Origin of the sequence: Plantactinospora sp. B6F1 (assembly GCF_040120695.1) — a bacterium.
Lineage (GTDB): Bacteria > Actinomycetota > Actinomycetes > Mycobacteriales > Micromonosporaceae > Plantactinospora.
Window position 1 is genome coordinate 1 of record NZ_JBEEAC010000061.1, and the last position, 11,969, is coordinate 11,969.

Annotated in this window: 10 protein-coding genes and 1 pseudogene; 9 read left to right on the plus strand and 2 right to left on the minus strand. The window is 71.2% G+C overall.

The window, feature by feature from the left end; genetic code table 11:
- The first annotated feature begins 321 nt into the window (after nt 1-321).
- From ABNF97_RS33380 to ABNF97_RS33390, 3 genes are read left to right on the plus strand one after another with little or no spacing between them, the layout of a single operon-like run.
- Nucleotides 322-552, plus strand: coding sequence for a hypothetical protein (locus tag ABNF97_RS33380; protein WP_349340997.1), 231 nt, complete (start codon nt 322-324; stop codon nt 550-552).
- Nucleotides 540-2,006 carry an FAD-binding oxidoreductase gene (locus ABNF97_RS33385; protein ID WP_349340998.1) on the plus strand — a complete coding sequence of 489 codons (1,467 nt, stop codon included), beginning with the start codon at nt 540-542 and terminating at the stop codon, nt 2,004-2,006. The genes ABNF97_RS33380 and ABNF97_RS33385 overlap by 13 nt, the downstream gene beginning before the upstream one ends.
- Entirely contained in the window at nt 2,003-2,902 is a 900-nt protein-coding gene (locus ABNF97_RS33390; RefSeq protein WP_130463976.1) for an LLM class flavin-dependent oxidoreductase, read from the plus strand. The genes ABNF97_RS33385 and ABNF97_RS33390 overlap by 4 nt, the downstream gene beginning before the upstream one ends.
- 44 nt (nt 2,903-2,946) lie before the next feature.
- On the opposite strand, the gene ABNF97_RS33395 is transcribed toward ABNF97_RS33390, so the two are convergent.
- Nucleotides 2,947-5,829, minus strand: coding sequence for an AfsR/SARP family transcriptional regulator (locus tag ABNF97_RS33395; protein ID WP_349340999.1), 2,883 nt, complete (start codon nt 5,827-5,829; stop codon nt 2,947-2,949).
- A 361-nt stretch (nt 5,830-6,190) separates the two neighbouring features.
- Here ABNF97_RS33395 and ABNF97_RS33400 point away from each other — a divergent pair, with 361 nt between their 5' ends.
- From ABNF97_RS33400 to ABNF97_RS33420, 5 genes are all read left to right on the plus strand, one after another.
- Nucleotides 6,191-7,558: a hypothetical protein gene (locus ABNF97_RS33400; RefSeq protein WP_130463974.1), complete on the plus strand. Its 1,368-nt coding sequence runs from the start codon at nt 6,191-6,193 to the stop codon at nt 7,556-7,558.
- A 1-nt stretch (nt 7,559) separates the two neighbouring features.
- A complete protein-coding gene (locus ABNF97_RS33405) occupies nt 7,560-8,225 on the plus strand; it encodes a hypothetical protein (RefSeq protein ID WP_130463973.1) in 666 nt (221 codons plus the stop codon).
- Nucleotides 8,225-9,043, plus strand: coding sequence for a hypothetical protein (locus tag ABNF97_RS33410; RefSeq protein WP_349341000.1), 819 nt, complete (start codon nt 8,225-8,227; stop codon nt 9,041-9,043). Before ABNF97_RS33405 ends, ABNF97_RS33410 begins: the two co-directional genes overlap by 1 nt.
- A 143-nt stretch (nt 9,044-9,186) precedes the next feature.
- Nucleotides 9,187-9,765, plus strand: a complete 579-nt coding sequence (locus ABNF97_RS33415; protein WP_130463971.1) for a hypothetical protein — start codon at nt 9,187-9,189, stop codon at nt 9,763-9,765.
- Nucleotides 9,762-10,349, plus strand: a complete 588-nt coding sequence (locus ABNF97_RS33420) for a hypothetical protein (RefSeq protein WP_349341001.1) — start codon at nt 9,762-9,764, stop codon at nt 10,347-10,349. Before ABNF97_RS33415 ends, ABNF97_RS33420 begins: the two co-directional genes overlap by 4 nt.
- Nucleotides 10,350-10,622: 273 nt before the next feature.
- Here ABNF97_RS33420 and ABNF97_RS33425 read toward each other — a convergent pair whose 3' ends face one another.
- A complete protein-coding gene (locus tag ABNF97_RS33425; RefSeq protein ID WP_130463969.1) occupies nt 10,623-11,309 on the minus strand; it encodes an alpha/beta fold hydrolase in 687 nt (228 codons plus the stop codon).
- 132 nt (nt 11,310-11,441) lie between these two features.
- Here ABNF97_RS33425 and ABNF97_RS33430 point away from each other — a divergent pair.
- Nucleotides 11,442-11,846, plus strand: a pseudogene (locus tag ABNF97_RS33430) (helix-turn-helix transcriptional regulator); the annotation flags it as partial.
- Nucleotides 11,847-11,969 lie beyond the last annotated feature (123 nt).

Here is an 11,969-nt window from a genome sequence, read left to right on the forward strand (position 1 = left end):
GACGGCACCACACCGTACCGCGCACGCTCTCTCACAACCCGGACACGCTGCCACCGGTCACCCTCATCACCAACCCGCCGCGCCGAAACCCACCCACGATCACCGACGTGCGGAAAGCGGGGCTAGGCGGCGCGGCGATCCGTGGACCGGGGGAGCCCGGTCTGCGGATCGCCCCGCGCCGGTCACCACCGGGCGCGGTCGGCGGTCATCGTCGCCCCCGCGCCGGCCGAGGGAACCTGGGAATATCTCGCCGTCATCCAAGGTTCGACCAAATATCTGCTATGGAGATTATCTTGAATCAAGACGTTTAGTGGAGATCGGATGGCCATCGAGCTGGGTATCGCGCTGGACCTGCACCGGGCGAGGAGCGACCCCGAAGCATTCGTCGCGCTCGTCCGCCGAGCCGAGGCGGGCAGTCCGGACCTCGTCGTCCTGAACGACGGCGGCACCCCGGAGGGGCCTCCCGGGCTGGACCCGTGGACGACCGCGGTCTGGCTCGCCGGCCGGACCAAACACATCCAGATCGGCGTGGTCTGCCCGTGGATCGCCTGACCGCCCTGTCCGGACCGGATCGCAGCCGCCGGCGCCGCCGTTCGGCGGCCGCCCAGGCGCGGCGCCGGGCCGGAATCGACTACGACGGGGTACCGGAGTCACTGGCGGACGCGGCGATCGAGCCGGGCGACCCGACGTACCGGAGCAGCGCCTCGACCTACCTGCGGGGTGGGTCCCCCGGGCTGGTGCTCCGGCCCCGCAGGCCGACGGAGGTCTCCGACGCGCTCGCCTTCGCCCGCCGCCACCGGCATCTTCCGTTCGGGGTACGCAGCGGCGGGCACGGCATCAGCGGCCGCTCGACCAACGACGGCGGTCTGGTCGTCGACGTCGGCGGGCTGAACCGGATCGAGGTGCTCGATCGGGAGCGACGCCTGGTCCGGATCGGCCCGGGAGCTACCTGGAAGCAGGTCGCGGCCGCGCTGGACCCGTACAGTTGGGCACTGGGCTCCGGCGACTACGGCGGTGTCGGGGTCGGCGGGCTGGCCACCGCGGGCGGGATCGGACTCCTCTCCCGCCGGTACGGCCTCACCATCGACCACCTGCGTGCGGTCGACCTCGTGCTCGCCGACGGCACGCAGGTGCGGGCGGGCAAGGAGGAGAACCCTGACCTGTTCTGGGCGGTACGCGGAGCGGGCGCGAACTTCGGCGTGGCCACGGCCTTCGAGTTCGAGGTCGACGAGTTGCGCGAGATCGGCTGGGCGCACCTCGTCCTGGTCAGTTCCGACATGGCGCAGACCCTGCGCCGCTTCGGCGAGCTGGCGAGCACGGCGCCCCGGGACACCACGGTCTTCTTCGTCACCGGGCGACCGCGCCAGGGCCAGTCGGCCGTCCAGCTCTTCTCGGTGGTCGACGCGCAGGACCCGGAGGTCATCGTCGACCGGCTCACCCCGTTCACCGAGCTGGGTCTGCTCGCACGGGAGCGGGTCGTGCTCACCCGATACTCCGACGTCATGGCCCAGGCCGCCGACGTCGGCCCGCACGGGCACCGCGGAATGGGCGAACCGGCCTCCCGATCGGCCTTCCTGCCGGTACTCGGCGACGAGTTCGCCGACGACGCCGCACGGCTGCTCCGCAGCGGCCTGGTCCACTTCTTCGAACTGCGCAGCATGGGCGGTGCCATCGCCGACACACCAGCGGACGAGACGGCCTTCGCGCACCGCACGCCGGCCTTCCAGGTCACGGCGATGGGTGCGGACCAGGCTGCCCTCGACGTGGCCTGGGACCGCCTCGCCCACCACTTCGACGGCCTCTATCTCAGCTTCGACACCGACCTGCGCCCCGAACGGCTGCACGACGCCTTCCCACCGCGGGTACTGGACCGGCTGCGGGACCTGAAACGACGCTACGACCCGGACAACCTGTTCCGCGACAACTTCAATATCGACCCGAGTCTCGACACCCAGGCCGGGACGCCCTGCACCGCCGGGCCGACGGACGAGGAGGCAATGCCATGACCGACTACGGACACGACCTACTGTTCGGCACCTTCGTGACCCCCAGTGCGCAGAACGCCCAGCACGTGATCGACCTGGCGGTTACCGCGGACCGGTCCGGGCTGGACCTGGTCACGTTCCAGGACCATCCCTACCAGCCGGCATTCCTGGACACCTGGACACTGCTCTCCTACGTCGCCGCGCGCACCGAACGGGTACGGCTGAGCGGCAACGTGCTCAGCCTCCCGCTGCGCCCACCGGCCGTACTCGCCCGGGCCGCGGCCTCGCTCGACATCCTCAGCGGCGGACGCTTCGCGCTCGGCCTCGGCGCGGGAGCCTTCTGGGAAGGGATAGCCGCGATGGGCGCGCGTCGGCTCAGCCCGGGGCAGGCGGTCGTCGCGCTCGGCGAGGCGATCGCGATCATCCGCGACCTGTGGGACACCGACGCCCGCGGCGGGGTGCGGCACGACGGCCGCTTCTACACCACCACCGGTGCGAAGCGCGGACCACGGCCGGCGCAGGACATCGAAATCTGGATCGGCGCCTACAAGCCCCGGATGCTGGCCCTCACCGGCGCCCTGGGCGACGGCTGGCTGCCCACGATCGAGTACCTGCCCCGAGGCGTCGACTCGTTGCCCGAGCTCAACGCCCGGATCGACGAGGCCGCGGCCGGAGCCGGCCGCTCCCCGGCCGAGGTGCGGCGGTTGATGAACTTCATGAACGTGGAGTTCTCCTCGACCGGCCGTGGCCTGCTGGACGGCCCGCCCGCCCGCTGGGCGGAGCAACTCGCCGAGCTCACCCTCACGCACGGGGTCAGCGCCTTCATCATCGGCCGCGACGACCACACCATCACCGAGCGGTTCGCCGCGGAGGTGGCACCGGCGGTGCGTGAACTCGTCGGGCGGGAACGCGGCTGACCCGCGGCGCACCGGCCCCGTAGACGAACCCGCGCGGGCGGCGGCTACGCGGCGGACAGCGTGTCGCCGGTCACCGGCTCGCCACCGGAATCGCCACCACCGACCCCTCCGGATCGGTCCCCGACCTCCCCGGAGCGGAGCTGGGCGCGGATCTGCTCGGCGTCCGGGTGACCGATCTCAACGAGGATCTCCAGCGCCTGCCGCCTGGCCTCGCCGGCCGCCTCGCGGTCGCCGCCGGCATCGTGGGCGTCACCGAGACAGCGCAGTGTGTCCGCGACGTTGTACCGGTCGCCGAGCGCGGCGAAGAGGTCGCGAGCCACCTGGTAACAGGCGACGGCGTGCCGTTGCAGGCCGAGGCGCTGATGGGCGTACCCCAGGCTGTGCAGGGTGTTCGCCTCACCGCGCCGGTCGGCGATGGTCCGCTGGAGAAGCAGTGCCTCCCGGCAGTGTGACAGCGCCTCCCGGTAGTTCCCGAGCTGCGCCTCGTACCACCCGACGCCGTTGAGCGCCCGGGCCTGCCCGGGCCGGTTGAGCGCGACCCGGTTCAGTTCCAGCGCCTGCTCGGCGTGGTCCCGCGCCTCGGCGTACCGGGTCTGCCGGGCGAGCACCCTGGCGAGCCCGAGATGGACGAACGCCTGCCCGACCCGGTCGTCCAGCTCGCCGAAGAGGTCGAGCGCCAGCCGGTAGTGGGCCTCGGCCCGGGTGAGCGGACCCAGTTGGGCGTACGCGCCGCCGAGCCCGCGCTGCGCATAGGCCTGTGCCCGCTGGTCGCCGAGTCGTCGGGCGGCCTCCAGCGCGGTGAGCTGGGTGACCGCCATGTCGTGGTAGCGGCCGCCGTAGTCGAGGTGGTCCACGAGAATCCACGCCAGCTGCCACGCGTGCGCGTCGAACCCGCCACCGGCCGCACTCGTGATCGTGGCGAGCAGTACGGAGTGTTCCGCGGCGAGCCAGTGCCGGGCACCGGCGGGGTCGGCGAGGGCCTCTGGTTCCACTCCGGCCTCGGCCGGCTCGACGGTGAGCACATCCCGGTGCGGATCCAGCAGCCGGCAGGCCTCCCAGGCGGTGTGCAGATAGTGGTCGAGCACCCGGCGTACGGCGGCCCGCCGGTCCGGCTCGGCGTCCAGCTCGGCCGCCAGCTCCACGGCGTACGCCCGGAGCAGGTCGTGGCAGGCGTACCTGCCGGGCGTCTGCTCGACGACCAGGTGGGCGCGGGCCAGCTCGGCCAGCAGGAGACGTACCCGGTGCGGCGGCAGCCCGGCGAGGCTCGCCGCAGCCGGTGCGGTGGTCTCCGGACCGGGGTGCAGCCCCAGCAGCCGGAAGAGCCTGGCCGCGGCGGGACTCAGGGTGAGATACGACCAGGAGAGCACCGCCCGCACGTCGGTGGCGGCGTCGCCGATGGCGAAGACGTCCAGCCCGGCCCGGACGTCCCGCAGTTCACGGGCGAGCGCGCCGAGCGGGAACGCGGGATGGGTGTCGGCGCGGGCACCCGCGACGGCGAGGGCGAGGGGTAGCCGCGCGCACGACGCGATGATCTCGTCCACGGCCTGGGGCTCGCCGTCCAGCCGGGCGGCACCGAGGCGACGGGCCAGCATCTCGCGCGCGTCGTCGACGGTCAGCAGGTCCAGGGTCACCGGGTGCGCACCCTCGGCCGCGACCAGCCCGGTCAGGCGGTTCCGGCTGGTCACCAGGACGAGGCTGCCGGGGGTGCCCGGTAGCAGTGGACGGACCTGCTCGATGTCCCGGGCGTTGTCCAGCATGACCAGCATCCGCCGGCCCGCCAGCAGGCTGCGGTAGAGACCGATCTGTGCCTCCAGGCCGGCGGGGACCCGATCGGGAGGCACGGCCAGGGCGTCGAGGAATCCGCGTACCGCCTCGGCGAGGCTGGTCAACGCCCCGGTCGGGTCGAAGCCTCGCAGGTTCACGTACAGCTGCCCGTCCGGGAACCGCTCGGCGACCCGGTGCGCCCAGTGCACCGCCAGGGCGGTCTTGCCGACTCCGGCGGTGCCGGACACCACACAGACCGGCACCGCGGTGGCGTCTCCACCGGTGCCGGAGAGGATGGCGTCGAGCCGGGCCAGCTCGGTCGCCCGGGCGGCGAACCCCCGTACGTCCGACGGCAGTTGCCTGGGCACGGTGGCCGGTCCGGCGGGCGGCCCGGCACGTGACGCGGGCGGTGCCGTCGCCACCGCCTCCCGGCGCAGGATCCGCTGGTGGAGGTTCTGTAGTTCACGGCCCGGCTCGGTGCCGAGTTCGTCGCGGAGCACCCGGCGGGCATCCTGGAAGGCCTTCAGCGCTTCCGCCGGGCGTCCCGCGCCGCACAGCGCGAGCATCAGCCGGATCCACAGGTTCTCCCGGAGCGGATGCTGGAGGACCAGGCGACGCAGCTCGCCGATCAGGCCGTCGTGTTCACCCAGCGCCAACCGGGCGGTGGCGTGTTGCTCGACGGCGCTGAGGTGCCGCTCCTCCAGTTGGGCAACCTCTGCCCAGAGGCGCGAGCCGACCGGCAGCCCGTCCAGCGGAGTGCCGCGCCACAGCGCCAGCGCCTCCTGGTAGCACTCCGCGGCCCGCCCGAACTCGCCGTCGTCCTGGGCCTGCCGGGCCCGGGTGACCAGATGGGAGAAGGTCTCGATGTCCAACTCGCCGGGAAGCACCCGGAAGAGGTAGCCGCCGGCGTCGGTGACGAGCCGGGAGGCGTCCGCGCCGGCCTGCTGCAACCGCTGCCGTAACCCGGCGACGTACGTCCGAATGTTGGACTCCGGGCTGACGGGTGGGGTTTCCCACACCACCTCGGTCAGGTACTGACCGGTCACCACCTCGTTCGCTCGCAGTAACAGGGCCGCGAGTACGGCGCGTTGACGCGGCCCGCCCAGCGGGACGCTCACTCCTGCGTGCCGCACGTCCAGCGGCCCCAGCACTCGAAGTTCCACCCCGCTCCTCACTCACGTCGACCGGTCCGACGTCCGGAGAGACGAGCCCGTACGGCGTCAGACAGCCACACTCTCGGAACAGAACAACATGCAGCGCCAATATAGGGGACGAATCGGCGGGTGCGCCATGACGCCTGGGCGGGATCTGGGCGCAACCTGGGCGCTTCGTTTCGGATGGTTCTACCCGCGCTCGGCTCGGCACGTGCGGCGCGCCCGGTCCCGTCATGACCGGAGCGCACGCTCCGACGCCCCGGGCCAGGAGCGGCCGGGGCAGAGACCCGGCGGCGACCAGGAAGCTCGGGTGCGCTCACAGCCGGGCTGGCCGATAAGTGCTGTTCCGGAACTTGGGGGGTACGGCAACGTGCCGGAGGTGTTACCGAACGACGTGACCAGCGGGATCCAGTGGTCCAGGCGGTCGGTCCTGTTGGCCGGTGGACTGCTGCTGGCCGGATGCGGTGGCCCGGAGAAGCCGGTCATCCAGAGCGGGGACTACGAGGGCTCGGCCTCGAAGTTGAGCAAGATAAGGCCGATCCTCGAACGCCGGGCGAAGGCCCTGACCGAGCGGAACGAGAAGGCGTACCTCGCCGACATCGACCCGGCCAACAAGGACCTGATCGGGCAGGAGCGGCTGGTCTTCGCCAACCTGCGCCAGTTCGAGTTCGCCGAGATCAGGTATGTGCTGGAAGGCATGCACGAGCGACCGGCCGAGGAAGGCTCGTGGTTCCGGCCGGTGACCCGGATCACCAAGCTCACCGCCGACGCCGGCCCCGGCGACATCGCCCCGGCCGAGTCGTTCCACTACCGGCTGATCAAGAAGGGCGACAAGTACCTGATCGGCGACATCGTGCGGGTCACCACGGAGAACCGGGAGGAACTGGGGGAGCCGGGTCCGCGTGCCGACGCACCGTGGCACACCGACAAGCTCAACGTACTGAAGGTCGGCGACGCGGTCTGGCTGGTCGGTGACGAGAGCGTCACCGACCTGAAGGAGTACGCCGCCGTCACCAACCGGGAACTGGCCACGGTCAAGAAGCTCTGGGGTGACCGGGATGCCTTCCCCGGCAACGTCCTCTTCTTCACCCGGGACCCGAAGAACGTCGACCAGTGGTTCGGCCTGGGTAGCACCGGCCCGACCAGCGAGCAGGCGCTGGGGTACCAGATCCCGCAGCTCGGGGTCGGAAAGAACGGCCGGATCTACGCCGACCAGTTCGCCGCCTCCCGGATCGTGGTCAACCTCGGGTCGATCGAGGCCGGCAGGAACCCGACCTGGACCACCGTGCGACACGAGTTGACCCACGCGGTCACCGCCCGGGTGTCCCTGGCCGGCTACAACGAGCTCCTGCAACCGGCCAGGTGGGTAGTCGAGGGGTTCGCCCGGTACAGCGAGACCATCGACCAGCCGGCCCGGACGGCCGCGATCCGCGGCGATGTCGCCCGAGGGGTACGGGCCGGCAAGTTCCGCGGCACCACGCCGCGGAGCGAGGCCTTCTACAACAAGGATGTCATCTTCAACTACGCCCTGGGCTCGACGGTTTTCAGCCTCGCGGAGCGGTTGAAGGGACGGGACGCGGCGGCGGAGTTGTACGCGCGCCTCGTACAGCGCATCGACTCGGCCGACCATTCGATCCTGGAACTGCCGATCTTTGAGAGCATCTCCGAAGAGGTACTCGACATGTCCGCCGGATCGTTCCTGAGCCGGTGGAAGAACTCTGTCCGGAACGGAGGCTGAGATGTCCGTGCCCCCTTCGGAGCCGCGTACTCCGCCCCCGGCCCGGCCCGGACCGCTGCCCGCCGGCCCGGCGATGCCGCCCGGGTCGCCGGGTAGCCCGCCGGTGCCGCCGGGCGGTGCCCCGGCGCCGGGGACGAGCGTGAGCAACCGCCGTCGCTGGCTTCTGGTTCCGGTGGCCGGCGTGGTCATGCTGCTGCTCGCCGGTGTCGGAGCGTTCTTCGGCGCCCGGAGCTACCAGGGCAGCCAGGCGTCCCAGTCCTGCGACATCTACCGCTGCATCCCCCGGCTTGAGGCCGCGACCGTGGTCAAGGCACTCCAGGACCAGGGGCACACCTGCTCGAAGGACTACAACCACCAGACCTGCGAGCTGATGGTCGGCTTCGTACGTTTCAGGGTCACGCTCCAGGTCGCCGACGAGCTCATCCACGCGATAAGGGTCGACATCCACCGGGGCACCCCGGTCGCCGAGACCGGTCTGGCGTACCTGAACTGGTTCGCCACGCTGCCCTACGCCCGGGACGCGGAGACGTCCGCCCGGATCGAGGAGTGGCTGGCCGAGCAGGTTAACGGCCAGAAGGACACCCAGGCCATCATCGGTGACTACGAGTACCGGTTGACCAATCCCGAGACGTACTCCGTCGAGCTCAACATCAAGGGCAACTTCTGATGACGGTTCAACCTCCCGGACAGCGTTACTCGCCGGACGGCCGGTTCTGGTGGGACGGCACCGCCTGGCGACCGGTGGAAGCCGCGCCACCCACCGGGCCGGCGGGGCAGCCCGGCCACGGCCCCTTCCAACCACCGTCCGGCGTTCCCGGTTCGTCCGGCGCGCCCGGCCCCTCCGGTTTCCCCGCTTCCGGTTCTCCGGGCACGGCCTTCCCACCACCCCGGGGCGCGGTCCCCGGTCGCCCGTCCAAGGCCGGCTTCCTGCTGGCGCTGGTCGGCACGCTGGTGGCGGCGGCGGTGCTGGGCGGACTGATCGGCGGTGTCACCGGAATGGTGACCACCGAGCCTCCGGGCAACGACTCCGCGCCCCCGTTCGCCGCCGAGTTCCCGACGGGGGAACGGCGGTACATGACCGGGGTGACCCTCGCGCTGGTCGTCGAGGACTGGTTGAAGAAGGCCAACTCGTGGGTCTGTACCGACAAGCCGGATGCGGAGCCCTTCAGCCGCGCCACGAAAGCGCTGGAGTGCACCCCGCCGGGCGACGAGGGGGACATGCGCGTCACCGTCGAGTACGACGCCGACGACAAGGTCAGGGTGGTGACCAGCACGTGCCGTCTGGGCCTGAAGACCAAGGCGTGTACGACGCTCGCCGCCACCCTGGCCGACACGGTGCTCACGCCACAGGGCGACCAACTGCGGAAGCAGGCATCGGAGTGGGCGACGAAGAATGCCGACAGTGAGCGGGTGACGACCATCGGCGGCATCCGGCTGGAGGCCTCGCTCAGTCCACACGGCATGACCGCCTCCCCGGGAGTCTGAGGTACCGCCAGCGCCCGCTTTCCTGCGGAGGCTGTGGCCGTTGACACCGAGGCTTACGGTCTGGCTCGTACCCTCCACAGCCGAGGATGCGCGGCCCGATCGCCGCCTGTCCGATCGGCACAGGATCCTGCAGAGGAGACCCGTTGAATACCACTTCCGAGCGACGCGGGCGCCGACTGGCGAGGACCCTCGCCGCTGTCACCGCCGTGTTCACCGCCTCAGCACTTGCCGTCTGGCCCGCCTCGCCCGCCTCGGCAGACCCGGCGAACCTCAACGATTGCCGCGCCGACGCCCGGCCAAGCTATGTAGACGTCAATCCGTGGCAGGCCAGGGGCAACTACATCGACGCGTGGCGGGCGCCCTACGGCATCCAGAGCCTGGATGCGCTACGCATCACCGCGACGGGCACGACACGCATCGACTACTGGGGAGCCAACAAGAACGTCCAGGGTGATTCTGCCCTTGCGCCGAACGGGTGGCCGCTGCCCGGCGAGCGGCAGTACATGCTGATCGGCCGGGTCAGCACCGGTTATGTCTGGCATGACGCCCGGGGGCGCTACTACGAGCCGAACCAGTGGTTCCCGGTGGGCGGCAACAGCGGCTGCCTCGGCATCGTCGTCTTCGCCGGGTCGGTGGCGCCGGCGCTGCAGCTCGGCATCAACGACCCGAACATCAGCGACAACGGCGGTGGTCCGTACGTCACCGTCCGCCAGTGGTGGTGAGGGCAATAGCAGCGACCAACACCGGGCGGCTGCGGTGGGCCCGGCGGGCCCTTGCCGCGGTGACCGTGGTGCTCACCGGGTCGGCGATGGTCGTGCTGCCGGCCGGGCCGGCAGCAGCGGCGTTGCCGGACCTGAGCAGTTGCGTCAACAGAGTCCGTCCGAGCTATGTGGACGCGGAGCCGTGGCAGGCCAGGGGCAACTACACCGACGCGTGGCGGGCGCCCTACGGCCTCTACCACGGGGACGTGCTCCGGATCCGGGCGAGTGGCACCACCCGGATCGACTACTGGGGCGCGACCCGGGGCGTATGGGGTGACCTGGAACTGGCACCTGAGGGTTGGCCCATGCCCAGCGGATACAAGTACATGTTGGTGGCCCGGATCACCGAGGGCATGATCTGGCACGACCATCGGAACCGCTACTTCCAGAAGAACCAGTGGTTTCCGGTAGGCGGGGACAGCGAGTGTCTCGGTGTCGTCCTGCCTGACCCGACCAAGCGGCCGAAACTCGAACTCGGCATCAACGACACGAACATCAGCGACAACGGCGGCGGTCCGTACGTCACCGTCCAGCAGTGGTGGTAGCCGGCAGATCCTTCGGGTACGTCCGCGGCTGACCACCCGGTCGTCGCGCAGGCGGTTGACCACGGAACGTCGCCATGCGGTGCGGGCGTGACGAGCCAGCGCAGGATCGACACCCTACGCGGAATGGCCCCGGTGTTCCGGAGGCGACCGGCCGTACCCGGCGGGGGCTGGGGCTCCGGTGCCGGGCACGGGCGTCGCGTCCGTACCCGGCACCCCGTCGATCAGAGCCGCCCTGGCGCCAGCCGGCGCGGGTGGCCCGCGTGGAGGCGCCGGTCAGGATCCGGCGGCGGCCGAGGCGAGCAGCCGGGCGAACTCGGTCGGCCGACTGAACATGGGCCAGTGGCCCGACTCGATGTCGACCAGTTCCAGGCGCTTGGCCCTGGCGAGCTCGGGCGCGTCCCCGGCGGCGATCCACTCCCGCGCCTGGTCCGGGGTGAACTCGGGACAGACGAGTACGACCGGGACGTCGAAGCGTCGTTCGTCGGCCAGCCGTACCCTGCCCCTGGCCACCCCATCGGGGACCGGGATCGCGGCCGACGCGATTGCTCGCCGGGCCTCCTCGTCGAGGTCGGCGGAGTCCGGTCCTTCGAACGGGCCCCAGCCGGGGAAGGGCATGACGCCGTCGGTCAGCTCGAAGAACTCGGCGTAGGTGCTTCCGTCCACGGCGGGGAAGCCACCGACGAGGACGACCTTGCCCACCTTTTCCGGTCGCGCGTCCGCGGCAATCCAGGCCAGGCTGCAGGCGGCGGAGTGTCCCACCACGACCGGCTTGCCGGGCGCCGAGTCGACGGCGGCGAGCACCGTCTCCACCTGGTCGTCGAGGGTGGCGGCGGTGGATCCGGCACCCTGGCCCGGCAGGGTGAGCGGCACGGGGCGGTGGCCGTGCGCCCTGAGTGGGGGCACAACCTCGTTCCAGGCGGATCCGTCGAGCCAGAGGCCGGCGACGAGCAGTATGTCCATGATCATTTCCCTCTCTCCAGCCCGGTCGCGGCGGACGCGTCCTCGTCCGGGTCGCTGTTATGGGCATGACGCTAGGCCCAGTTCCGGACGATCTACTACCGGTTCATCCCGGCGGCGCCTAGCCTGGCCGGAGTGCCGACCGAACTGAGCCCCACCGCACGAGCCCTACGCACGCTCGAAATCCTTCAGGCCCGCCCCGGCACGACCGCCGCCGAACTCGCCGAGCGCCTGGGAGTCACGGAACGAGCCGCACGGCGGTACGTCGGGATCCTCCGCGAGGCCGGCATTCCGGTGGAGTCCGTCCGAGGCCCCTACGGCGGCTACCGGCTTCGCCGGGGGACGCGGCTGCCCCCGGTCGTGTTCACCGAGGCGGAGGCGCTGGGCCTGGTCATGGCGGTACTCGACGGTCAGCCGGCCGCCACCGACGCCGACGATCTCGTCGGTTCCGCCCTGGGCAAGGTCATCCAGGTACTCCCGGAGCGTGTCGGCCGGCAGGCGGCCGCACTGCGCAGGTACGCCTCGGCCGCGCCCGACCGCTACAGAGGTTGAAAGGCTGACGTCCCTCGACGTGTCCGCGTGATCCGCGTCGATGGTTTGGGTAGGTCGGGGTGATGAGGTATCCGGCTGGTGGTGGCATGAACGCGGCAGCCCGGGTCCGGC

Bases quoted from the DNA above. Each gene is read 5' to 3' on its own strand.
- ABNF97_RS33380 (WP_349340997.1), top strand. From the start codon at position 322: ATGGCCATCGAGCTGGGTATCGCGCTGGACCTGCACCGGGCGAGGAGC.
- ABNF97_RS33390 (WP_130463976.1), top strand. From the start codon at position 2,003: ATGACCGACTACGGACACGACCTACTGTTCGGCACCTTCGTGACCCCC.
- ABNF97_RS33405 (WP_130463973.1), top strand. From the start codon at position 7,560: ATGTCCGTGCCCCCTTCGGAGCCGCGTACTCCGCCCCCGGCCCGGCCC.
- ABNF97_RS33410 (WP_349341000.1), top strand. From the start codon at position 8,225: ATGACGGTTCAACCTCCCGGACAGCGTTACTCGCCGGACGGCCGGTTC.
- ABNF97_RS33425 (WP_130463969.1), bottom strand. From the start codon at position 11,309: ATGGACATACTGCTCGTCGCCGGCCTCTGGCTCGACGGATCCGCCTGG.